Genomic DNA, 23,551 nt, shown 5'->3' with positions numbered 1-23,551 from the left:
ATAATCCTGTAAATTACTCATTCAACTGAATAGGGTCGCCTTTTACAAAAACCTGCCCTGAGCTTTCAATCTGAATTGCGGTACCTTTAATAATTATCTCTCCACCCACACATAGTGTGATTGAAGCGCCACCGCCGTTAGAGATAACAACATTGCCAGATTCAGATATAACTTGAATATCATTTGTCACCGTTAATACATCACTATCCTTAATGGTTGTCTGGCGAAACTTAGTGATATCTATCAGTTGTCCACCCTTAATAGTCGTCGACTGTTCTTCTTTTACCGTGATAGTTTGATTTTTGTTAACATCCACTGTCTGATTTTCTTTAACTATCTCGATATGATTATTCGCCACGGTTATCATTCGGTCATTTTTTACTTCTAATGTTTGATCGTTACCTATTTCTTCAATCTGATCATTACCTATTATTTGCTTTTGGTTATTAGCAACAGTGATAACTTGGTCATTTCCTATTGACTGATTTTGGTCATTTCCTATTGACTGATTTTGGTTATTTCCTACATTCTCACTATGATTGTTACCGACATTCGTTCCACGATCGTTGTTAACCTTGGTATCCATGTCTTTCTGAGCATGCATCGACAGTTCTTCTTTACCCTTGGCATCCTCGAAGCGCATTTCGTTATAGCCTTCGCCTTTATGGGTTTTGGAGCGGAACGCCATCTGGGTTTTACTGGCGGGCAGTGAACCTGGGGGGATATTGTTGGCATGATAGGTGCGCCCGGTGACGATCGGTTGATCCGGATCGCCGTGCAGAAAATCAACCACCACCTCCTGACCGATACGCGGAATGGCCAGCATGCCCCAGCCCTGACCCGCCCACGGCTGCGTGACGCGGATCCAGCAGGAGCTTTGATCGTCACTCTGACCATAGCGATCCCACAAAAATTGCAGGCGGATACGGCCAAACTCATCGCAGTAAATCTCTTCACTTGCTGGCCCCACCACCATCGCAATCTGTGGGCCATCCATTGTGGGTTTTGATAATGGTGTCGGTCGCCAGGTTTGAGCCGAGGGAATAAAGCTGAATTGGTTAAATAACACCGTGCCCTGATCACCGGACTCCTGCTCCAACGCCTGCATCTGTTTGCCGGTATGCTGAATGCCGAGCAACTGCCATGCATGGTTTAGATCACTACGTGGGTGACGGGTTAAGCTGAATAATTGCCCCGGCTGAAGGGTGAAATCATTACTTTCACCTTGCCCCATATTGGCATCATTACGCAGTGCTTCCAGACGATAACGGGTAAAATCCTTGCCGTGTTGTTCATCTTTGAAACGCCCTGGGAAGTCAAAATGCTCGTAATCCGGGCGCTGGTTCTGTAACTCACGCGATTGTTCGCTGAATTCCGCTGACCAATTCGGATTTTTAAAGGTGTAATCTTTCAACTGCACCATTGCCGGGCGCACCTGCGCACTGCGGGTGAAGGTGGTGATACACAGCTCCTGCGCCTGGGCTGCCACATTGGGGTTATAGGGGAGCGATGCGCCCTTCGGCAACGAGCCAACATCATCGGCGTACACGATGGTGTTCTTTCCCGCGCTGAATTCGAAGTAGTAAAAAATCCCCTCTTCTGCGGCCAGGCGCTGGATAAAATCAAAATCTGATTCCTGATATTGCACACAAAACTCACGCGCCAGGTGTGAATTGCGGAAACCAAAGGCAAAGTCATTGATGCCATTTTCTTTTAGCAGCGTAGTGATAATGCTTTCAATCGATTCCTGCTGGAAAATGCGGGAGTTGCGGCGCAAGCTGGTTCGCCAGAGTGCGGGGCGGATCACCATGCTGTAACGGGTCTGATGAAAACCGGTATCGCCCTGTTCAAAGCTGGAAACCATGCCGGTCACACTGCGCTGTAACACCCCTTCACGCCAGATAAACAGGGTGGCATCTTCATCCAGTACCGCCGCGAAATCCACCGACGGATCCGCACTGGCGAGGCCGACATTGAGTACAAATGGTGAAGAGAGCATCTCGTTCAACGAGAAATCCACCACCGCGAAGGTCTGTGGCGGTAAACCGGCGGCGGTTAAGGTAAATTGCAGGCCGGAGGGTTGTTTGACCAGACGGGATATCGCCGCCGCTGCGCTGTCCGGTAATGCTACTCCTGCGCCACTTGCCGCCACACTCATCGGTTTAACGCCCGCGTCCAGTATCTTGGCTTTGGTATCGATAGCCGTTTTAGCCAAGTCGGCGGCCTGATTGAGGCGCTTGCCGGCGGTGCCACCGACTACGTTACCCACACCACCCGCCATGCCCGCAACCTGTTCGCCACTGATCGTCGGGGCAGCATCGGGTGATACTCTATTCTTGGGTTTTATACTGCCCTTCCCGTTGGCTTTTTTATCATCAGCAAACATATTATTTCCTTCCTGGGAGTTAACGTGCAGAGCTTGTCTGCTGCATTAATTGGTGATAACGGCTGAGTAAGGCGTTCCAACGGTCATCTATCTTTTTAATGAGTACGGGGGATGCCGGTTGATTTTTATCTGCTGCTACGGCCAGTTGCCGTAATAACTCTTCCAAGGGGATCTCTCGATTCAGTTCGGTTTGCATTTGGTAAACCGCTGTTTTCAGATAGGAAATAGTCAGGCTGCCACGAGACCTCTCCTGTTCGATTAATTTATCTGACAGTGCCTGCAAGCGCTGCTGTATCTGGAAGTAGCTGCTGTCTACCGCGTCCGTCCCGATACGCGCCAGTAACAACTGTGTCCAGCGCTGACTTTCAGCAACCTGATTGGGATCGGTCGGCCAACGTTGACGGGCCATGGCCAGCGAGGTATCTGCAGTTCGCAGCCCGGCCAAAGGAGAGAGGTTTTCCAGTTGGTTCAATTGCTCGGCATAAGTCGCAATATCAGGGCGGGTGAGCCATAACAGCACCGAACCCTCTGGTTGGCTGGTTAGCGCCGCAAGTTGCTGCTGCATCGGTTTGACCTGGATAAAGTAAACCACGGTCGCCACCAGCAAACTTAAAAGAACGCCACCCACAAAACCCCACAGGGCGGGGGAATGTTTTTTTACCGGGGGCGCAAATCGGACTTCAACATTGGGCGGAGATTCTTCTTTCGGCTGTAACGCCGCAGCAGAAAATGCCGTGCGGACCGGCTCTGGCTCAGGGACGGATAAATACACCATTGATGGCATCTTTAATGGTGTTGGCGGGGGCTGTTTTGCTGCATCATTGGCCGCTTCAAGCCTTTTTGCCGTGTTCTGCATCAGATAGAGTAGATTTTCCAGGCGAGGGATCCGTTTTAACTCAACTTGTTGCAGTTTGTCACAGAGCAACTGCAATGCCCGCTCTGCGCGGTACAGCAAGCGTAAATCGTCGTGCTCAAAATCATGCTGACGCAGTTGATTACCCACTCTGGCATTAAACCATTCCAATATCTCGGTGCGCGCCTGCGGTTGTTCCGGCCACAGTTGATCCCATTGGCTGATGACCATCCCCGCCAATAACTCACAGCCTTCCGTAAATCCGGCCAATCCATTTATCTGGGTGCGTGCCAGTGTGTAATACACCGCGGTTTGCAGATCCACCCCATTGACACGGAACAGGGTCAGCGCCAATGATTCAATTAAGCGCCAGCTCACTTCGGGCCGTGCCGGATGATTGATCTTATTGATCTCTTCACGAATGGCGCTGAATTCCGGTCTGTGCCGTGGATCAGCGCCAACTTGAATGATGATATCTTGCGAGGTTTCGCTCATGCGTACGCAATCCTTTAGCCGTCACCCTGCCACTCGCGCAGGGTGACTCGATGACAACAATTAATACAAGGTGTCCGGCAGCGTGAATTTACTGAATAATCCCCCAGCAAACGGGTTGTCAGACTCATCAACAGAGATGCGATAAGTCATCTCCCCGCCATCAACCATGAAACGGACATCGAAGGAGTTAGTGCTCACATTGGTCAGCTCACCCGCATTAATCAGTCGCAATTGAGCCCATGGGCCGCTGAAGCTGAGGCTACGTGGCGATTTGCCGCTTTCATCCGGTACCAGCGTCAACTTACTTTCGACGCCAGCACGCATGGAGTTTGGCCAGACCAGATGCACCACACCGCTACGACCATGGGCGTAATCCAACAGTTGTCCATCCAGGTTCAGTACGCTGCGCCGTTTATTGCCGCTCAGCATCACCGGTTCAATCGCAAACTGTGTACCCAGACCATTTTGGCTTGAGAAGAAGGTGTCGCGGATCTTCTTCGCTTGCGCTAATTGTTGTAAGACATCAGGCCGGATCAGCAATTGCCCATCGCTGCCACTGGTCAGGTTATTCTCAACAAATGGCTTCAGGTTTTGCTGATAGAACGCATCGAGGGTCCCTTTCGGCCCGAAGAAACGTTCAAACTCGCTTAATGGGACATCCTGCTTAGCGTTAGGATCGAAGGGATAACGCCCGGCCAGATAGGTTTGATACTGTTTGATCACCGTATCATTCCACTCCACCTCCAACGATTGGATCGCCTCCATCACCACCACACGCCAGGCTTGCTCCGCCATATCACCCACCCAACGGTTAAGTGGTTCCGGCAGATTTTTGGCCAGTTGTTGGACTTCGAAGATCGGATCGCTGTTGTTTTGATCCAAACGTAATTGCACCGCTTTCAACGCTGCTTTTCCTGGCGCAGGTGAGTTTTGAATCGCCAGTAGGTAACGGTGTAATTCGGTCAGCTTCTGATAAACGCTCTGAATTACGCTGCCTTTATCACCATTTTCAACCAGTATCGCGGTCTCAGGAGCAAACTCGCGGTTGATTCGCGCTAGCAGCAGGAAATTGGGTTCCTGCATCAGATCCTGACGATCTTTACCTGCGACTGAATCGGGTATGGCCGGTAATCGCGTGTTATCACTCAATGTTTGCAATGCACGGCGGAAAGGCTGCTCTCCACTGATCACCTGCTCAATCGCGCTGATCGCCTGCGGTAAATCCTCAAACTCGCCAACCGACAGATTATTCATGGCAGCACGCCAGGTGGCGGTATAGTCGCCAAGGTATTGCTCGGTAACCTGCCGCTGGATCTCCTTACGGTCAGCCTCGCTGTATTCAACGTTTTTGCTGAGATTAAGCACCCAGCTATCCATCACGGTCAGATCAACCAATTGGTCGCTCTGTTTGACAAAATAGTTTTGCAAACCATTACGTGTCAGGAATTGTGGGATCACCAGCAAGCGATCGTTGCTGGAGACAAACACGTCATCAAAACTCGCGCCAATTTGATCACGCAAATCGAGAGCGGGCGGCAATGCGTCCTGCGCTTTGATGCGCAGATTCTGATACACACGTTGGTAAATGGAGAGCTTACTCAACTCCTGCTGTGCCGATTGAGTCGGTTTGAGGTAAGGCGCAAAACGCTTAATCGCATATTGATCGCCACTTTCCCGTGCCGCACGCCAATCCGTGTGTTGCAATGCATAGTTCAAATGGCTCAACAGTTGTTGCTGCAACTCGCGCTGACCGTTGAATTGTTGGCTCCAACGGTGGCTCATATATTGCTCAACCAGCGCGATATTGCGACCACTGCCATCTTCCAACATGCGCATCACTCGCAGGATTTCGAGTTTCTCCTCGCTGCCCTTTGGTGCCGCATTCAACTGTTCCAACAGGCCGCTCATCAGTGATGGGACGAAACGTTGCTGTAGCAGTTGCAGGTAAGTGCTTTCGACATAAGGCCCGATGTTATTACCCTGATACAATCCCATGTCAGCCAGGAAAGAGCTTCGCTCATGATAGTTACCGTAAGCCAGCGTGGCATCACGAATAGGGTTCAGCAGGGGCAGTTGCAAATTGCCGTAGCGGTCATCACCTTTTGGCTCAGGAATCGATAAGAACGTGGTTGCCTGGGCTAATACTTCTTGTCCGGCCCGGTAGTTTACCTGGTAGTAATAGTGCCAATAGCCCCATAAGGTCAGTGCGACCAACGCGCCCACACAAGAGAAAATGATCATGCGCTTTCTGGCATGGTGTAACCAAATACTGTTTTCGCTCGCCAAATTCGGTTCAGCTAGCAGCACTTGGCTAAACAACTCTTTGGTAAAATAGGGGGCCGTATCTGAGACTGGCCAGGTAGGGAATGCCTGAGGGGCAAGGTGATATTGCACGGCAGCCGATTGGGTAAAGATATCGTCCATTTGCCCGCGCTGTTGGGCTGAGGTGAGATAAATACCGCGCAACAATGGCTGAGCGTTATCGCCGCTGTACAAGATACCTTCCAGTAATTGCACCACGTAGTCATGCAAGCCTTGCATCTGACGGGTAAAACTGAACAACTGGCTGCGCTGCCCGGCATCAACACTGTTAAGCATCATGTCCGGCATCGCACTATTCAGTTGTGCGATCCACTGTTGCCAAAACTGTTGTAACTCAGTACGCCACACCTGCGGATCCGCAGTATCCAGGCTGAATGTCACGCCCAGAACCGCATCACGCGGCGCTTTATCCAGTGATTGATACATGGCTTCGAATCCGTACAACAGATCCATTTTGGTGAACACCACATACAGCGGTACCTGACTGTGCAACGCCAGCCGTATATCCTGTAAACGTTGATGGATATCAGCAACGTAGGTCTCTCGCTGGGTTTTATTCGAGGTCATCATCTGATGCAGATCGACGGTGAGAATAATGCCGTTCAGTGGTTGGCGTTGGCGCTGCTCCACCAGCCAGGACAATAAACTTTGCCATAAGCGGCTGTTTAATGAAGCTTTACCCGCTATTAATGTCGTCGGTTGTTCTATCAGCTCTCCGGCGGGATCGATAATGACAGCCTGCTCCCCTAACCAACATCTGACGCGCAGTGAGGCCGCTTCTTCCGAATTTATCCGCTCTGAGGTGGCAATCTCTGTCAGCTTATAACCCTCTTTGATCAGCGTACTTTTTCCGCTGTTGCGCGCGCCAATCACCATATACCAAGGTAAGCGATACAGATATGCCGGGGTATTCAGATGACGCTGAAGCTGATGCTTCCAGGCATTCAGGTATTGGTTCTGCTGTTCAATATCGGCACTGATGGGGTCATCAACTTGCGTTTTTACCTGTAATTGGAGCTTTTCCAATTGTTGTAAACGCGTCATACCTTTCAGGCCAAGCCAGCAAACGGCCATCAAGACAAAAACAGCCGTCACTAACCAACGACTTAATAATGTCTCAAACGGGTGATTTCCCCCAAGCTGCCACGCGGGCCCGTAGATCCACACCCAAATTAATGCCGCACAAGCCAGCAAGGCCAATACCACCGGGACTGATGCTTTTAGACGAGGGATTGCGGGCTTGGCTATGCGTAGAAAAAATGGCAGTTTCATGCGCTAACACTCCTATTCCATTCCATGGCTAGCACGGTGTGAGCTGTCGCTGCTTTTCTGTTAGCAACGCGATCAACGCCGGCTCCCATTCGCTTAACTGCAATTGCTGCCCCACCTGTAATAAGTTGTGGTAGTGCTGCTGCGCCAGTGCGGTTAATCCTGCTTTTTCGAACAACTGTGCGCTGAGCAATTGATGGTAAAAACGGTCCCGGGGTTCGGATTGCTGCGGTTGCCGATCTAACATTTGTAACGCGGCTTCCAATCCTTGCTGTTGATAGCATTGCCAAATTTCATCCTGTTCAAGAGTGCTACTGCCGCGCTGATGCCCCGAATTCTGCTGTAACCAGACGGTGGACTCAGCGGAAATAAAGGGGGTCATATTCGTAAAAAAGAGGGTTTTTAATGCGGGAATGCGGGCCAAAAAATCGCTGAGTTCATCATTGATAGCCTGAGCAACCTGTTCATAGCCCAGCCGCACCGCAATTTTCGCCGAAAGTACATGTCCATCAAGCCAATAAGGCGCAAGTGTCAGGCTCTGTTCCACCTGCTGCCACAACGACAAATCAGCATTGGCCAACTGCACTAAATAATCGGCGATCCGATCGGCAGAAACAGCAGCCAGCGGGGTTCGGCCATCACTTTGTGCCATCGGTGGCGCAGTCAATCCCCCCCATACGGCATGGCGTCGCAACCGGAAACCCATCGCCACATCAGGCTGAAGCTCACATAACAAATCCGCCATTTTCAGCACCGTCTGCCGCCAGGCTTTATCATTAGAGCTATCAATGGTCATACTTGGACTGGCAACTGTTGTGCTCGTGGCAGCGACACCGGTGGTAGGTGGCCGTGGTTCGTCAGGGACCACCGTCTCGACAAACCGCTCGGGTTGTCGCATATAGCGGGTACGTAACCCATCCACCTCGGTGGCCAGACCCGGTTCACTGCCATGCCAAACCTGCGCTAAATGTGCCAATAATCCTTGTACATTTTCGCGTTGAGCCGCGTTCGCTCGCAGGCTAAAGCTGCCCGCAGCGCTGTCAAAACGCTTCAGTATTTGTTGGGCAAATCGCCGTTTATGGGATGGATTCTGTGGCCATGTTTCCTGCCAAAACAACTGGACGTATTCGGTCAGTAACGAGATAGCCAGCATCAGTTCATCCGGCTCACCGGCATGCTGCAAGGTACGGAGCAAATGCACCATCAACCGAAAATCTTTACTTTTCTCTGACAGTAGCACTATGGCCAGTTGCTGAATCTCATTAATATTCAGCGTGGAATGGGCCAGCGACCCCAATTTAACCATTTGGCCGTCGATATATTCCCATTGCGGGTTATCATCGGCCAGTGGCAGTGCGGTCTGTTCAGGTGACAAAGGCGTCCGCAGGAGTGCGTGCCAGGGATGTTGTAACGTAATATCCATATACCTCACCAGTGACAGGCGCGACGCAGCGATTTCAATGCTGGCGTCAATTGAGAAAGATTAAATGTCAGTCGGGGGAAAGTGCTGTTTGTCCCTTCGATAGTCAGTGTGTTAGCCGACATCAAACGCTTAATCTCATCAATACCCGCCAGACCACGGCTGGACTCAAGCAAATAGCCGTTTTCACGCAGGAACCAGTGCACATCAAAACGACTATTGTTAGTGGTCAAGGTGACTGAAGCCTCTTTTTGTGGCCTGGCCAGCGCAATTTGCAGGCGGGTGATGTTGTCAATACAGCTCAGCATCAGCACCGGTCGAGGAGGGGGAACGCCGATAGCAGGGGTAGTGATAATGACCCGTGGATTTATGCCTTCCCCTTCGGTCACCAGAAATGTGGTGGAGTGATCCGTTCGCCCTTTTTCATGACTCATGGCCCTCTGCCACGCCGGGCCGGTATTCTGCGTGCTGGCTTTTATCTCAGGCTGCGAGGACAGTGCATTATCGTAACAATCCAGCCGCACCAGCGCCGAGCTTTCACTGCGACAACGCATCACCAGCGCCATCTTTCCACTATCACTTTCTGTCATCGTCGATGGGCTAAATCCCATGTCCCAAAATGTACTGCTATGGGGGCTGGAAAACAGCAACGAACTAATCAATAACCACGTATTCATATCTGACACCTGTATTTCGCTAGCTTATAGCCCAGGGTGCGTGGCGCGATCCCCAGGCTGGCAGCAATACGGTTTTTATCATTGCCGTACTGGCGTTGACGTTGCATCAATACCGCACATTCCAACGCTTCTACCGCTTCGGTCAGGTTGTCTATTTTGCTGTAGTCCTGAGAGAGTCCAGGCACAGTGTTGGCATCCGCAGTGCTGAGCGAAACCAATAGCTCATCTAATTGTTTTTCACGTTGTCGCTGTGCTTTAAATACCGTGCGAATCTGGCTTAATTGCGATCTCAGGTGTGCCATCTCCTGCAATTTGTTCAGGCGATGCTGGAAAATATGGCAATAAATACCAAAAATTCCGCGCGTATCGGCAAAACGTTCGATGTTCTCGGAAAAAACGGCAATGACACCACAGGCTCGTCCCTGAACATCAAACAACGGCATGGCATACAACCCGCATTCGTTTGGCAGCGCCTGAATAAAACCACGGAAGTCGTTATTTTCGATACGCACCCCCTGGCACAAATTGTCCCATATCTCGGGCACGCCATTGCGTAAGACCTGAACCAACGGATGATTGATATCTTCAATATCCGCATCCAGTTTCAGGGAGATACACTGGTTTTCATCAGGCTGACGGTAGCAATCAAGACGCCCTTCACTGGCATTAAACATCGACACCATCAGGGCACTAAACCTTTGCCGACGATGATTAACCTCCAGAAAACGGTAGATAAGCTGTTCGATTGAGTCATTATCCAGTAATGCAAGAACGCTTTTTAGCCGTTGTCTCATATCGCATCCTCAACCTGTGCGGTAAACACATTCCCCTCTACCGCAATCCGGATATGGCTGATAACTGTATTGGCGGCCATTTTTTGCAATAACAGCAGGGAAACTGGCGGTAACAGAGCACCATCGATAATTGATTCAAGCATACGCGCGCCGTTTTCAGCTCGGGTGGCACGGCGTAATATTTCGTCAATAACCTCAGGTTCAATCACGACTTCAGCGTTAAAACGTTGACGTAGCAACCTATCCAAACGCCCCAGTTTGCCGTGAATAATCGTTTGTAATGTTTCCTTGCCAAGAGGCAGATAGGGAACGACTTCCATCCGGGCCAACAACGCCGGTTTAAAGAATTCCGCTAATTCAGGATAAAGTTGCTCATTGAGTAGGCCAGGATTTTCAGCATTATCGACAATGGTCTGGTATCCCAGATTGGAAGTTAGGAAAAACACGATATTCTTGCAATCAATGATGCGGCCTTCGCCGTCAGCCAGCTCCCCTTTATCAAAAGCTTGATAAAATAAGTTAAGGACATCCGGATGCGCCTTTTCGACTTCATCGAGCAGTACTACCGAGTAAGGCTTCTGGCGAATAGCTTCAGTCAGACCCCCCCCTTCGCCATAGCCGACATAGCCCGGCGGGGAGCCAATCAGGCGGGAAACAGTATGTTTTTCCTGAAATTCAGACATATTGATGGTGGTGAGATATTGACGACCACCATAGAGCAGTTCAGCTATCTGCAACACGGTTTCTGTTTTACCGACCCCACTTGGCCCCACCAACAAAAAGGCCCCCATCGGGCGACCTGGGCGGCGTAAGTCGGCTCTTGCCGTCAACATGTGTTGGTGCAGACAATGGATAGCCATATCCTGCCCTTTAATCTGCTGACCAAGATAAGATGGCAGTTCTGTGACGACCGCTAATTCACTCTGGGAAAGGCGATTTAACGGCACTCCGGTACATTCAGCAATCACCGCCGCTATCTGACTTTTATCCACATGTGGTGAGACTAACGTCTGATGTTGCTGTAACTGTGCTAGCTCATCTCCGAGTTCTGTCAAACTGGCGACTTGTTCATTTGTCGCCATCTCTTCTTGCGCCAACAAAACCGCTCTCAGAGCGATGATCTGCTGTACCAGGTGTTGCTGTTTCCCCCAACCCGCATTCAGTTCGGTGAGCTGTTGTTCTATTGCCACTTGCTGTTGTTTCAGAACCGCTAAACGCTCATCCGGGCGGCTCAAGCCCAAACGCAGCTCCCGCTCCAGCATCTCGATTTCCATCGTCTGATGGTGAAGCTGGTTTTTCAGCGCCGAGACCTGACGCGGTGCTGAAGTCAGATTGATGGCGACACGTGCGGCCGCCGTATCCAGCACATCGATCGCTTTGTCCGGCAGTTGGCGACCCGAGATATAACGATCACTGAGAACTGCCGCGGCGTGTAAAGCTTCATCATCGATCAGTACACCATGAGCCTGTTCATAGACGGTGCGCAGACCACGCATAATAATCGTCGCTTCTTCAGCATCAGGCTCGGAAACTTTAACCAACTGGAAACGACGCGAGAGTGCCGCATCTTTCTCAAAATACTTTTTGTATTCGCTCCAGGTGGTTGCCGCGATAGTTTTTAACTCACCGCGCGCTAAAGCGGGTTTGAGCAGGTTTGATATATCTAACCCGCCCTGCTGGTTTCCCGCCCCGATCAGCGTATGTGCTTCATCAATAAACAAGATAATTGGCGTAGTGGACTGTGCTATTTCCGCCATAATGCCTTTGAAGCGTTTTTCAAACTCTCCTTTCACTGCCGCGCCAGCCTGAAGCGCACCAAGATCCAATGTCATTAATACACTGTTACGTAGTTTTTCTGGCACATGATTATCGACGATACGCAGCGCTAAACCTTCAATCAGTGCACTTTTGCCGACACCGGCCTCCCCCACCACAATCGGATTATTTTTACGGCGACGACACAGAATATCGATCATCAGATCGATTTCCTCGTCGCGGCACAACACCGGATCCAGCGCACCATTACGTGCCTGCTCAGTCATATTGCTGGCATAACGGGCAAGTAAACTTTCACCGTTTATTGCCGCCAGGTTATCGCCGTCGGCCCCTTTTTCTATCCGTGGTGTTTCAGCCGAATCTGCCGTCCAGTTAGCAAAATCCTGGCGCAATAACTCACGGTTAACCGGGGATAATAATCGACTTGCCGTGGGTATCAGATAACGCATTGGGCTGAGCAATAATGTCAGTAACATGACGCCACTGCGTAACTGGCCGTGCTCCATCTCTGTCGATGCCAGCAACCAACTGTCCTGTAACCATTCCACCAATAACGGGGAAAAGCTCGGATAAGCCTGGGTGATAGATTGATAGCCTGAAACGCGTTGATCGAGCAGTTCCCGCAGCTCATCCACCTCAACCCCGGCATGATTCAGTATCAATCTGACATCACATAGTGGAGTAGAGATCATCTGGAACAAGACCTGAGAAACTGTAATTTCAGCTTCCTGCTGGCTGACACAATGTGCGGCAGCCGCTTCCAGAGCGTGGCGAGCAATTGGGTTAAGACGGTTTACCAGTGTGGGCAAGTCAATTTGAATCATCGGGGCTTCCCTAGCTCAATAAATTGTTTAACTGTTGCAAAATATCCTGAGTCTGGTTGTTCAGATGGACGGCATAAAACAGATAAATCACCACCAACAAACCCAACCCACTCCATAGCAAATGTTTAATGGTCAGACGCTTACTCAGGTAATAGCGGCTACTCTGGCGGCTCCCCTGTTGATAAAGCACCGTCGGTGGCGCGTCACCACGCAACTGATGTAACTGATGATGGAGCCGACGGAATAACCTTTCGAAGTCATCACTGTTTTGTGATGTCACTTTGTAACGACCGCGATAACCCAAACAAAAACAGAGGTAGATGAATTCCAACAAGTCCTGATAACGCTTTGGCTCTCCCATTAAACGTTCCAGCAGGACGTACACTTTCTCTCCGCCCCAGGTTTCATTATGGAAATGCACTAATAGCGATTGCTGTAACCAACCATTTTGCGTGTTCCAACCCTGACCTAATGCGGTTTCATCAATGAATGTGCACAACACATAGCGGAAAGAAATGATGGCTCCGGGTTCATAACCTTTAGTTTGCAGGTATTGCTCAATGGCGCGGATATCCGTCACCACCTGCTGATAAAGCTGATCCGGCAACGACTGGTTTTCCATATCTTTCAGGCGCAATACCATGCCGAGTAATGGCGTGGCAGCATCCACCATGACATTCAGGCTTTCTCCACGCAGCCCAAGCTGATACTGCCGATAGTGGGTATCGGCGTTCTGGGTGGTGAATGGGGAGCTATCGGTCGCGGCATCCATTTTCATTAGCTGCTCCTGATTGCCCAGAATTGCATATCCAGATCAGGGAAATCGCCCGAAACGTGGAAGGCAATGGCGTTGCTTTGTTGGATTTCTTTCCATCCCGGACTTTGCAGATCCAGCATGAAGTAGGTGTATCCCGAGTGGTAAGGCAGTTGTCGCGGTGCAGCTGACAAAGCCACCAACGGCACGCCGGGCAGTTGCACACTGACGAGATCACGTATTTTTTCGAGTGAGGTAATTTTTGTTTGCTGAACAAACTGCCGACGCAATTGTTCCTGCGGTATCTGAGCACGCACCGCCAGAACAAAGTCAGCACTGCGCAACAGGTCACGATCATTAATGGTCGCCACACGAATACCGTGGGCCTGCATATGTAACTGAATAGAGATTGCCCGTGGGGTCAATACCGTACTTAATGCCTGACGCATAGCCAGAAACAACGGCTGAAAACTGTCGGTCAGGTTGTCGTGGTTATACACCGGAAATACACCAGCCAAGCGGGATTCATCGGTAAAGGTGCGCAACTCACCGCAGGTTTGTACCAGTTGGCGGTAGAAGTCCTGTGGATGCATAATAGCCTGATGCGCTAAATGGGTGAACAGAGGCTGAGCACGGTTAAAGACCTGTAACATCATAAATTCAGCCACATCAGCGATCCCCTGCTGACCCGGTGAACCAATACGTTTTGCCAACAGTTGGGCACGCTCAACCAAGGTACCTTCCACTTCATCCATAAAGCTTTTCAACTGAGCGGAGACACTGAGGGTGGTACAGGTGGGAATAAACTCTTCATCCAGAATTAAGGCACCGTCGGGTCTTTTCTCTTTGACCCGGCATAACGGCAGCACCGAATAAGCACTGAGATCTTCTGATCCCTGCATCAACCGTGGTACTAACTGCGCCAACATCAACTGGCTGACATCGCCACCCTCGGTGTGCAAATCACGGATATCATCACGGTATTCACGATAACGAATAGCACCTGGGATCTGCCCCTGCGGGCCTGCGACTTCATTAATTGAATCGTTCAACATCGGGAGCGCCAGATAGATGTCACGGCTGGCTGCATCATTACAATTCAGTACATCCAAAGGCTTGGGTGAATGGTCTTGATAAGGGATATCAAACACCGTGCCATCCGCCATCACTCCACTGGCCACCGTCAATCCTATGCGGCCTAATTTCAACAATTCCTGATTCAGGATAAGCGAACTGAAACCGTAGCTATAACCCTGTAAGGCGATGATCCTGCGTTGTACCTGATAATCGTTATGCCGCTGCTGCTGCTGAAAATGCTGTGGCTTGATAAACAATCCTTCGCGCCAAATCACTCGATTCTTAGTTGGCATAGTTATTCTTCCTCTTTCCTTAGTTCGATATCATTCGCTCTGACATGAACCAAAACGTTATAGTGATGGCCGATTCCTTTTACTTTAATTATTTTCTTCCATTCACTACGGTCGGCATCGGCATAGTAAGCAATAACCCCCAGATAGCTGTTATTGTCTGCCAGCTTGATGGGATTCATGGGCTTAAATTGGGCTGGCAGTAAGGTATATTCCTGATGGTCGATATAATTTTTACCCAGCGTTTTCTCCAAAGTTTCACGGGTGAGCTGGTCATAATCGGCAGCCAGTAGCTTGGAGTTTTCACTCAGGTACACCACCGCCACTTCTATCGGGGTCGCGTCCCCTTTCTCATTCGGGTTCATGTCCGGTTCTGCCAATAATATCAACCGAACTGTTGAGGGTTGATCGGATGCCGGCCCTACCGGAATATCCGAATCCATCACCACCTTACCGACCTTCTTGGTGGCTTCCCATGCACCGCTACACCCTGACAGCAACAACACCATGCACAACGTACACGTCAGGAGATAACCTCTGCCGTTGTTCATTACTCACTATCCTTCATGCCTTGACGCAAGGCCCGGTCATAAGCTTGCTCATAAACTTCGCCAAAGAGCTTTTCAAAACCCTGCTGACGGCTGGAAGCCAGTTCGTGATAGTAGTTTTTGTACATTTCCCACGCCCAGGCGGGATCCCGTTCCTGTCGCTCATTGCTGCGTAGATAATGTGTAAAGCGTGTCAACAGGCGCTCCGGTGAGAAAGCCTCCAACATGGTGTTCAATGCTTGCGTAATGGCCTGTTGATTGGCCTGATGATGTAAACGCAAGTTATCCAGGCTCTCGGCCACTGCCGCCGGGGCGGAAAGATGTACCGGGCTTTTTTGATCGGCAAACATCAGGCTGAGGGTGGTGTCGTAATCCATATTCAGGCGCAATGGATTGTCTTCAATCGGCCGTAAATGTTTATCACGCAACCCATGCTGGCTTTGCTGTAAAGCCAGCAAGCCTTCTATCGTTGCTTTAAGTGTTTTACCGGCCTCTTCAAGAAAATCGTTGGCATCCTGACTGTTACGGATCGGCAGTTGAGCCGCAAAACCACGCATTAACGGTGTAATGGCAACATGATGCTGCTCCATTTTACTTTCCGGCACTTCTGGCTTTCCGTTAAGGAACGTACTGATTTGCGGAAGATCGATAAATGCCTGATCCATGGCACTGTCCTTGGTGTTATCTGAAAGTGGGGAAGAGAAAAGCGGGTTATGATAGCGATCCTGTTGCAGCGTTTGGTCAATATCTGAGGATCCCGCGCCCTGGTTTTGTGTCGTCAGGCTTTCGGTTTCCAGTACCCGCAAGGGGTCATGGCTGAAATTATTGGCAATGGTCGATGCGAGTCGGTTGTCTTGTGGGTGGTGGGGCATAGCTGACGCCCCCCCTTCCATCATGGCATCCATCGGGTTGCTGTCGCTTGATACCAGTGATTCCGGTGATACCATCAGTGGATCGAGCATATCGGTCGCCGAACGGCTGATATGGCTCCTGATCACCAGGTTACCCAGCGTAATTTCATCCCCTTGCTGTAGGCGAACGAAACCTGAATTAGGTATCAGTACCGACTGGTTGATGTTCAGAGAACCATTTAACGCCCGCAGGCAAAAAGAGCCATCACGCCATTCGACGGCAAACTGTGAATGGCTGATATGACCACCTTGATCCTGAATAGACCAATGGTGGCTATCATCACTCCCCACGATCCCCCCCTGTGCATGAAACAGGCTGCTGGCTTGTTTACCACTTTCCAATTTATCGCTGTTAACGACCCGCAATGATAACGTTGGCTGTTGTTTATCCATGGTGTCTATTCCTGAATACTCATTGTCATTCCATAACGCTGATGGTTACGTGGGGGTTTTGTTCGGGATGCCCGAGGAAACTGGTCCAGCCCAACAAGGTATTCTGCTTAACGCCTAAAACCATTCCGTCCACCTGCTGCTCCGCCAATCCAAGACGTAAATCCCACGCAAACTGATCACGCATAATGAAGGCCACAAACATCACTAGTGGTGCATAATTGTCCCCGTTGGGCAAAAAAGAGAGAAACTGTTCCCGTGTCAGTGTGTTAATGCATAACAAGAATTTCCCGCTACGATCAGCAACCCTGGAACCAATGGAAAAATTGACACCAAGCACTGACTTTTCATCATATTTTTTGCCACGGACCTTTACCTTCGTCCCTAACCGATTCTGCTGTGATGGGGCAATATCAACCTTGCGTAACTGCCAACTGTGTAACGTGATATCCGGTAAGTTGAAACAGTGTGAGACCAGGCTACAGATCACTTCCGGTGCTCTGCCGGGGCTGGCAAGTAGCCCTGCGTAGGCCAGCATTTTACTGTGGTTAATCTGCAATTTGTTGCGGATGACCTCACTGCCCAACCCCACCAGTGAGAACATCCGTTGTGAAAATGCATCACTGCCAGCTTCGTCAAAACAGATGTAGTAACGGTATTTGCGCCAAATCTGATGCAGCAGTGTTAACAAGCGGTGGTTGAATACATTCAGAAAATCCGTCAATCGATTTTCGTTCTGCGCATCCTCCCAGGCTAATGAATCGAGATAATATCCGGGCAGCGGCGATTGACTGCCGTGCAAACCGAGAAAGGAAACCTCCAGCTCAAACTGACCACGGGCAGAGGTATCCAGAGCAATCACATCCCGGGTAGGAAAGGCCAGACTGGCGGTTGATTTAAACCGGATAGCTTCATTGGCAGGGATAGCTGTGCTGGCTGGATTTTGCCACGCTACCGCCAATTGGTTGAGCAGCTCGACCAATTGGTAAAAGTTATAACGTGAGACATCCAGCGCCTGCTCTTCTGGCGCTGTTTCAACAACATCTACATCTACATCAATGCGTGTTGACCTGTTTGTACCGGCCATTCGTAACATTCCTGATTATCAAGATTGATGACTTTTAAAAGATGAAACGCATTTACGCTGGCATACAGTGAAAAGAAGCGAGCCAATACCGTACTGAAGAGATAGAGTTCGCCCTCAGAACTGAAGGCTCGTTGCTCCAGCCAGAGCGTGGTTTGCACCCCTCTGACGGGTAATCCGCGGAACAGTCTGTCGATAGGCTGAGTCTCAATGCGCTGGATAGCATCAAGTCTTTTCTGCGACGCACGAGCAGATTGCCGGTTATGCAGGCTGGGGAAATCATAGGTATGCAAGATTTGCTTCAATGCATCCTTATCTAATAAGGACATGTAGTTCAAAGACATATTGGACAGTAGCGACCAATGCAGGCTGCCATCCATAACAGGATACAAGGGGACTGAAGGCCGGGTGATATTACGGAAAGTCGCGAATGAAGGGCTTTCTTTGGTCGGCTGGTTGATATCACCTATACGTAACATCAGCGGTAACTCACGGTTGGTGCACGTCAGGCTGACAGAGACATTCTCTTCTGCTAGTGTCAGCTTCGACTCATCACTGCGCACAAAGGAAATATAGTGTTCAAATCCCTTACGGAATAGTGAGTTTTTTACCCGTAGACGGTAATAGAGCGCGTTACGTTCTTGCGCATGTTCGATCTGATGGTGAAAACTCTCAAACGAGGTATAAACTCTGGCATGCCCACGCGCACGCCCCTGAGTTGTCCCTTTTTCACTGAGCCAGCTATCCACCCGATCAACCGAAAAAATGTCATAGTTATCCGGATGATGATAACTGGCACACAGCGGATATTCCGTTTGCGTACCATCAAGATCAATCGCTTCGCTGTCATGCTGAAACAGATTTATCGCGGGGGCACAATTTAGCCTAAGAGTGGTCGAACGAACTTTCACTTCAGGGGGAAGTGCCTGAGAAAAATAGAGATTCAGTGTTAATTCATTCGCATTCAAATGCGGCGGGAAATCGATGACACCATTAACATCAAAGAACAGGAAGCCTTCAGGGAAGCAGAAATACTCCTGCAAGATGCGGTAACCCATATAGGCGTTTTTCGGATAGGGTAATAAGGCGTCATCCCGCTCAAAACCGACCGGGTTAAAATCAAAGTCCGGCATCGGTATCGTGATCCCGTTGACGACCAATTCAGCGCGTTCGAAATAGTGACTAATCCAAAAATAAAGTTGTGTGCTGGTGTAATTATCTTCACCTAAATAGAAGCGCAATTTATTGAGTTGCAGATCCTGTAGGTTCAATTCAGTTTTTGAGGCGAACTGAATACTCAAAATACCTTGTTCATTACTGCTATTGGTTGAGATATCCCGGATAGACATCGGGAACAACCAGATATCGCGGCACAACGTAAAAATACATTGTGGCCCAACCTGAGCATTACTGTGGGTGAATGAACTGCGCTCACCCTGTTGCATAATGGGTGCGCTCATTACCTGACAACCCCGCTTAATCAGAGTTGCCTCAGTAATGACGCTCTCATCAGGCGTATATTCAATAATGGTCATACTGGGGATTGGCCGTAAGTAATTCGGCCACAACATATTCAGTAAACCATGGGTTAATTCTGGAAACTGATCATCGATCTTTGCACGCAGGTTGCCCGTCAGAAAAGCAAAGCCTTCCAGTAAGCGTTCAACATCCGGATCAGAACCTTGCTCAGATAAAAATACGGCGAGATGAGGCCGTTCAACTGCGGCATCACGTCCTAATTGCCGGAGGTAATCCAGCTCGTCTCTGAAGTACTTTTCGAACGACATTATGCTTCCTGGCTAAAACAGTAACGGCGGTTAGTATCCAACTGGATGCTGAATTCGACGACATCACCAATATTGTCGAAATTAACACACGCACTAATATGGAAACTCAATAACAGTGGATCGCCATTATTGGTTAAAGATTGAACAGCAACGGCAGAAATTCTAGGTTCGTAATGCTCAATACAGTGCTTAATGGCCTGCTCAATACTTTTTCGAAAATCGGTTGACGTTGCAGTCGCATCATTAAGATCAATAACACCCAAGCCAACAGCACTCTGACAAGCGCCAGGACGAGAATTAAGCACTTCATTCAAATGCTGTTTGATTGAATTCAATAAATCCTGAATACGGCCATGAGGGGAAGGGCTAAAGCCCTTCCCTTGGATGCGGTCAAACAAGCTGGCAGAACTCCCTCGAGTCCAATTCAGAAGCGCAGCCATCGTTGTTATTCCTTATCCAAACGACCAACCAGTGACAGCTCGAAACTGGCTCCCATATATTTGAAATGCGGACGCACTTGCATCACAACCTGGTACCAGCCCGGATCACCTTCAACATCCAATACCTGAATCTGAGCCGAGCGCAGAGGACGGCGGCTACGAACATCGGTCGGTGGGTTTTCCTGATCAGCGATATACTGCTTCAGCCAGATATTGAGTTCACGCTCAAGATCCTGCCGCTCTTTCCATGAACCAATCTGCTCACGCTGAAGAACTTTAATGTAGTGAGCAAGACGGTTGATAATGAACATGTATGGCAGTTGGGTACCCAACTTATAGTTGGTTTCTGCCATTTTCCCTTCACGGGTATTCGGGAATACTTTTGGTTTTTGTACTGAGTTGGCAGAAAAGAATGCGGCGTTATCACTGCCTTTACGCATGGTCAGAGTGATGAATCCCTCTTCCGCAAGTTCGAATTCACGACGGTCAGTGATAAGAACTTCGGTTGGGATTTTTGCCTGAATCTGCCCCATAGCCTCGTAGAGGTGAACCGGGAGATCATGAACAGCGCCACCACTTTGCGGGCCGATAATATTCGGGCACCAACGATACTTGGCAAAACTGTCTGTCAGGCTCGACGCCAGCAGAAATGCGGTATTACCCCACAGAAAATGCTCATGGTTACGACTGACATCTTCATAGTAGTTGAAGTTTTTGATTGGGTTTTCAATGGTAGAGTAAGGCAGTCGTAGCAAGAAACGGGGGGTAGTCAAACCCAGATAACGCGAATCTTCAGACTCACGCAGAGCACGCCATTTGGTATGGGCTGGCCCTTCAAAAACAGATTTCAGATCTTTAATCGCCGGTAATTCAGTAAAGCTATTGATGCCGAAGAAATCTGGTGCAACGCTGGATAAGAACGGTGCATGTGCCATCGCGCCAACCGCACTGACATATTGTAATAACTTCATGTCCGGCGAGCTGTTGTTGAACGCATAGTTACCAATAATAGCCGCAGTTGGTTCGCCACCGAATTGGCCATATCCTGAGGAATAAACGTGTTTGTAGAAACCTGACTGGATAATTTCCGGAGAGAATTCAAAATCTTCCAGCAACTCATCTTTGGTTGCATGCATGATATTGATTTTGATGTTTTCACGAAAATCGGTACGGTCAATCAACAATTTCAATGAGCGCCACGACGATTCTATTTCACGAAACTCGCTGGCATGCAGGATTTCGTCCATCTGAGCACTCAACTTTTTGTCGAGCTCAATAATCATTTTATCGACTAACAGTTTGTTAACCGGCTCAGAGTGGGTTCCGGTATCCAGAATACTGGCAATAAAAGCAGCAACGCCCTGTTTAGCAATGTCGTAACCGTCATTGCCTGGTGTCATGCGCGTCTGAGACATAATCTCGTCAAGCAAGAATGTTGCACTGGCAGGTTCCGCTGCTAAAACGGTATTTTCTTCGTGTAACGACATACGTAAAACTCCCTCTTACCCGCTCTAATTACTTTTGATTAAGGATGTCCAGTTCTTTCAGCAACTGCTCACGCATAGCTTCATTACCAAGCAAATCCTGTAGACGAGAACGGAAAGCAGGGATATTCCCTAACGGCCCTTTCAATGCCACCAGAGCTTCCCGCAGTTCCAGAATTTTTTTGAGTTCAGGGACTTCTTTCGCTACATTGTCAGGTGAAAAGTCATCCAGCGCGCTGATTGACAGCGAGACTGACATGTCTTCTTTTCCGTCGCCTTCCAAGCGGTTAGGTACGTTGAAAGCCAGATTGATATTCGCTTCGTTCATTACTGAGTTGAAGTTATTCTTATTGACAGAAACAACCTGACGTTCTTCAATCGACGTATCTTCACGAATACCTTTAAGATCACCAATAACCAGCAGATTCAGCGGTAATTCAACTTCTGCAACCTGATCTCCAGTATTCGGAACATACTTGATATTAATCCGTTCCTTAGGAGCAACACTGCTTTGATTATTCTTACTCATCACTCGTCCTTTTAGTCACTATAAGGGATGTCAGCCAATATCCTTATTTGGATACCACAAACACGCACCATAAAATGAAATCCAGATATCATCGGTGTCAGTTGACTTACTGCTACCCTCTATTTTAAGAAGATAACAATTACTGTAATACACCGTAATTTTCTTTCCCTATAACCTGGTCAAGATAAATATCGAAATTTTAAAACCCACGTCCACAGCAAATAGCCAAATCACATAAAATGTAAATTCGCCTAACACACTGTAGGAACTTTCTTATATAGCCCTAATTTCAATGAATATATCGTCCACGATCTTCAAGTTAAAATCCATAAATTTTTCTGTATTGTTAGATGCTGGTTTGATTCCTGTGACCACGCCATCATTCTGTATATGATCACAAAAAATAACTTAAAAAAAATTAACTTTATCATCTAAAACAATCGATTAAATTAAAATAAAATCATATAAACTTATTGTTTTGTTTGATTTAACCGCCGATGAAAATCAAAATTTCAACATAAAACACCAGTTACGCAAATATTATAATTTTTTATTCTAATTTGGTTATCAATAAAAAAACATAAGTTGAAGATAACTTGGCACTCAGAAGAGACCTGCTTATAGTAATGTCAGACAGTAATGGAACGCGTTACATTCTGGACTGACTTAATATGGACAGCAGAAATGATGAGCGTTTAATCAATATGAAGAAAACTATCAAGGATAATTAAGATGCCAACTCCAGCTTATATCGCCATCACAGGAAAAACTCAGGGTAATATTACTGCGGGTGCTTTCACTGCCGAATCTGTAGGTAATATCTTCGTTCAAGGTCATGAAGACCAAATGTTGGTTCAAGAGTTTGAACATATCGTTACTGTGCCAACCGATCCTCAATCTGGCCAACCTTCTGGTCAACGTGCACATAAACCATTACGTTTTACCGTAGCTTATAATAAAGCCGTGCCTTTGATGTATAACGCCTTAGCATCTGGGGAAATGTTGCCTACCGTTGAATTAAAATGGTATCGCACGTCGATTGAAGGTAAACAAGAGCATTTCTTCACCACCCAACTGGAAGATGCCACTATTATTGATATCGATTGTAAAATGCCACATTGCCAAGACTCCACCAAAGCTGAGTTTACTCAACTGGTTCGTGTATCGCTGGCATACCGTAAGATCAATTGGGAGCACACTGTTGCCGGTACTTCTGGTGCTGATGACTGGCGTGCGCCGATCGAAGCATAAGACTGATTTATACCAGCACCCCATCATATTAGTGGCTGCTGGTCTATTTTCGGGCTACCGCTAATGATTGAAGAAACCAGCTTATTGCTGGTTTCAGGCTGCTGACAAAATCGATTAAAGGGGAAATGTTCTGTTGGGGTCGTAGCCGCGTAAGCAGCCGAAAACTCTCAACAGTAATTCTGATATTTAA

General features: G+C 48.7%; 17 protein-coding genes. 1 reads left to right on the top strand and 16 read right to left on the bottom strand.

Annotated features, from left to right (window positions below):
• Positions 1 to 13 precede the first annotated feature (13 nt).
• From tssI to tssB, 16 genes are all read right to left on the bottom strand, one after another.
• A complete protein-coding gene (gene tssI / locus AEP37_RS09740; RefSeq protein WP_082170755.1) occupies positions 14 to 2,158 on the bottom strand; it encodes a type VI secretion system Vgr family protein in 2,145 nt (714 codons plus the stop codon).
• Positions 2,159 to 2,405: 247 nt separating this feature from the next.
• Positions 2,406 to 3,734 (bottom strand): VasL domain-containing protein, encoded by a 1,329-nt coding sequence (locus tag AEP37_RS09735; protein WP_049612790.1) that lies wholly within the window; start codon positions 3,732 to 3,734, stop codon positions 2,406 to 2,408.
• A gap of 60 nt (positions 3,735 to 3,794) precedes the next feature.
• Positions 3,795 to 7,328 (bottom strand): type VI secretion system membrane subunit TssM, encoded by a 3,534-nt coding sequence (gene tssM, locus AEP37_RS09730; protein ID WP_049612788.1) that lies wholly within the window; start codon positions 7,326 to 7,328, stop codon positions 3,795 to 3,797.
• Positions 7,329 to 7,356: 28 nt separating this feature from the next.
• Positions 7,357 to 8,748, bottom strand: coding sequence for a type VI secretion system protein TssA (gene tssA / locus AEP37_RS09725; protein WP_049612786.1), 1,392 nt, complete (start codon positions 8,746 to 8,748; stop codon positions 7,357 to 7,359).
• A gap of 5 nt (positions 8,749 to 8,753) precedes the next feature.
• Positions 8,754 to 9,422 carry a type VI secretion system-associated protein VasI gene (gene vasI, locus AEP37_RS09720; protein ID WP_049612784.1) on the bottom strand — a complete coding sequence of 223 codons (669 nt, stop codon included), beginning with the start codon at positions 9,420 to 9,422 and terminating at the stop codon, positions 8,754 to 8,756.
• A complete protein-coding gene (locus AEP37_RS09715; RefSeq protein ID WP_049612782.1) occupies positions 9,419 to 10,216 on the bottom strand; it encodes a helix-turn-helix domain-containing protein in 798 nt (265 codons plus the stop codon). The genes vasI and AEP37_RS09715 overlap by 4 nt, the downstream gene beginning before the upstream one ends.
• Entirely contained in the window at positions 10,213 to 12,816 is a 2,604-nt protein-coding gene (tssH, locus tag AEP37_RS09710) for a type VI secretion system ATPase TssH (RefSeq protein WP_049612780.1), read from the bottom strand. The genes AEP37_RS09715 and tssH overlap by 4 nt, the downstream gene beginning before the upstream one ends.
• A gap of 10 nt (positions 12,817 to 12,826) precedes the next feature.
• Positions 12,827 to 13,594: a type IVB secretion system protein IcmH/DotU gene (gene icmH, locus AEP37_RS09705; protein ID WP_082170749.1), complete on the bottom strand. Its 768-nt coding sequence runs from the start codon at positions 13,592 to 13,594 to the stop codon at positions 12,827 to 12,829.
• Positions 13,594 to 14,940, bottom strand: a complete 1,347-nt coding sequence (tssK, locus tag AEP37_RS09700) for a type VI secretion system baseplate subunit TssK (RefSeq protein WP_049612779.1) — start codon at positions 14,938 to 14,940, stop codon at positions 13,594 to 13,596. Before tssK ends, icmH begins: the two co-directional genes overlap by 1 nt.
• Before the next feature lie 2 nt (positions 14,941 to 14,942).
• Positions 14,943 to 15,488 (bottom strand): type VI secretion system lipoprotein TssJ, encoded by a 546-nt coding sequence (gene tssJ / locus AEP37_RS09695; protein ID WP_049612777.1) that lies wholly within the window; start codon positions 15,486 to 15,488, stop codon positions 14,943 to 14,945.
• A complete protein-coding gene (tagH, locus tag AEP37_RS09690) occupies positions 15,488 to 16,789 on the bottom strand; it encodes a type VI secretion system-associated FHA domain protein TagH (RefSeq protein ID WP_049612774.1) in 1,302 nt (433 codons plus the stop codon). The genes tssJ and tagH overlap by 1 nt, the downstream gene beginning before the upstream one ends.
• Positions 16,790 to 16,814: 25 nt before the next feature.
• A complete protein-coding gene (gene tssG / locus AEP37_RS09685; protein ID WP_049612772.1) occupies positions 16,815 to 17,873 on the bottom strand; it encodes a type VI secretion system baseplate subunit TssG in 1,059 nt (352 codons plus the stop codon).
• The gene (gene tssF, locus AEP37_RS09680) at positions 17,837 to 19,657 is read right to left on the bottom strand and encodes a type VI secretion system baseplate subunit TssF (protein ID WP_049612770.1); all 1,821 of its coding nucleotides are present in this window, start codon (positions 19,655 to 19,657) and stop codon (positions 17,837 to 17,839) included. Before tssF ends, tssG begins: the two co-directional genes overlap by 37 nt.
• The gene (gene tssE, locus AEP37_RS09675; RefSeq protein WP_049612768.1) at positions 19,657 to 20,097 is read right to left on the bottom strand and encodes a type VI secretion system baseplate subunit TssE; all 441 of its coding nucleotides are present in this window, start codon (positions 20,095 to 20,097) and stop codon (positions 19,657 to 19,659) included. The genes tssF and tssE overlap by 1 nt, the downstream gene beginning before the upstream one ends.
• Positions 20,098 to 20,102: 5 nt before the next feature.
• The gene (gene tssC / locus AEP37_RS09670; protein ID WP_049612767.1) at positions 20,103 to 21,584 is read right to left on the bottom strand and encodes a type VI secretion system contractile sheath large subunit; all 1,482 of its coding nucleotides are present in this window, start codon (positions 21,582 to 21,584) and stop codon (positions 20,103 to 20,105) included.
• A gap of 28 nt (positions 21,585 to 21,612) precedes the next feature.
• Positions 21,613 to 22,110 (bottom strand): type VI secretion system contractile sheath small subunit, encoded by a 498-nt coding sequence (tssB, locus tag AEP37_RS09665; RefSeq protein WP_049612765.1) that lies wholly within the window; start codon positions 22,108 to 22,110, stop codon positions 21,613 to 21,615.
• Positions 22,111 to 22,842: 732 nt separating this feature from the next.
• Between tssB and AEP37_RS09660 the strand changes: the two genes are divergently transcribed.
• On the top strand, positions 22,843 to 23,361 hold the full coding sequence (locus AEP37_RS09660) for an Hcp family type VI secretion system effector (RefSeq protein ID WP_049612762.1): 519 nt from the start codon (positions 22,843 to 22,845) through the stop codon (positions 23,359 to 23,361).
• Positions 23,362 to 23,551: the final 190 nt, after the last annotated feature.

Origin of the sequence: Yersinia pekkanenii, assembly GCF_001152565.1 — a bacterium.
Classification (GTDB): domain Bacteria; phylum Pseudomonadota; class Gammaproteobacteria; order Enterobacterales; family Enterobacteriaceae; genus Yersinia; species Yersinia pekkanenii.
This window is presented reverse-complemented; position numbering and strand designations above follow the sequence as displayed.

Excerpts from the sequence above, each read along its gene's own strand:
- tssI (WP_082170755.1), bottom strand. The coding sequence starts at position 2,158 with ATGAGTGTGGCGGCAAGTGGCGCAGGAGTAGCATTACCGGACAGCGCA.
- AEP37_RS09735 (WP_049612790.1), bottom strand. The coding sequence starts at position 3,734 with ATGAGCGAAACCTCGCAAGATATCATCATTCAAGTTGGCGCTGATCCA.
- tssM (WP_049612788.1), bottom strand. The coding sequence starts at position 7,328 with ATGAAACTGCCATTTTTTCTACGCATAGCCAAGCCCGCAATCCCTCGT.
- tssA (WP_049612786.1), bottom strand. The coding sequence starts at position 8,748 with ATGGATATTACGTTACAACATCCCTGGCACGCACTCCTGCGGACGCCT.
- vasI (WP_049612784.1), bottom strand. The coding sequence starts at position 9,422 with ATGAATACGTGGTTATTGATTAGTTCGTTGCTGTTTTCCAGCCCCCAT.
- AEP37_RS09715 (WP_049612782.1), bottom strand. The coding sequence starts at position 10,216 with ATGAGACAACGGCTAAAAAGCGTTCTTGCATTACTGGATAATGACTCA.
- tssH (WP_049612780.1), bottom strand. The coding sequence starts at position 12,816 with ATGATTCAAATTGACTTGCCCACACTGGTAAACCGTCTTAACCCAATT.
- icmH (WP_082170749.1), bottom strand. The coding sequence starts at position 13,594 with ATGAAAATGGATGCCGCGACCGATAGCTCCCCATTCACCACCCAGAAC.
- tssK (WP_049612779.1), bottom strand. The coding sequence starts at position 14,940 with ATGCCAACTAAGAATCGAGTGATTTGGCGCGAAGGATTGTTTATCAAG.
- tssJ (WP_049612777.1), bottom strand. The coding sequence starts at position 15,488 with ATGAACAACGGCAGAGGTTATCTCCTGACGTGTACGTTGTGCATGGTG.
- tagH (WP_049612774.1), bottom strand. The coding sequence starts at position 16,789 with ATGGATAAACAACAGCCAACGTTATCATTGCGGGTCGTTAACAGCGAT.
- tssG (WP_049612772.1), bottom strand. The coding sequence starts at position 17,873 with ATGGCCGGTACAAACAGGTCAACACGCATTGATGTAGATGTAGATGTT.
- tssF (WP_049612770.1), bottom strand. The coding sequence starts at position 19,657 with ATGTCGTTCGAAAAGTACTTCAGAGACGAGCTGGATTACCTCCGGCAA.
- tssE (WP_049612768.1), bottom strand. The coding sequence starts at position 20,097 with ATGGCTGCGCTTCTGAATTGGACTCGAGGGAGTTCTGCCAGCTTGTTT.
- tssC (WP_049612767.1), bottom strand. The coding sequence starts at position 21,584 with ATGTCGTTACACGAAGAAAATACCGTTTTAGCAGCGGAACCTGCCAGT.
- tssB (WP_049612765.1), bottom strand. The coding sequence starts at position 22,110 with ATGAGTAAGAATAATCAAAGCAGTGTTGCTCCTAAGGAACGGATTAAT.
- AEP37_RS09660 (WP_049612762.1), top strand. The coding sequence starts at position 22,843 with ATGCCAACTCCAGCTTATATCGCCATCACAGGAAAAACTCAGGGTAAT.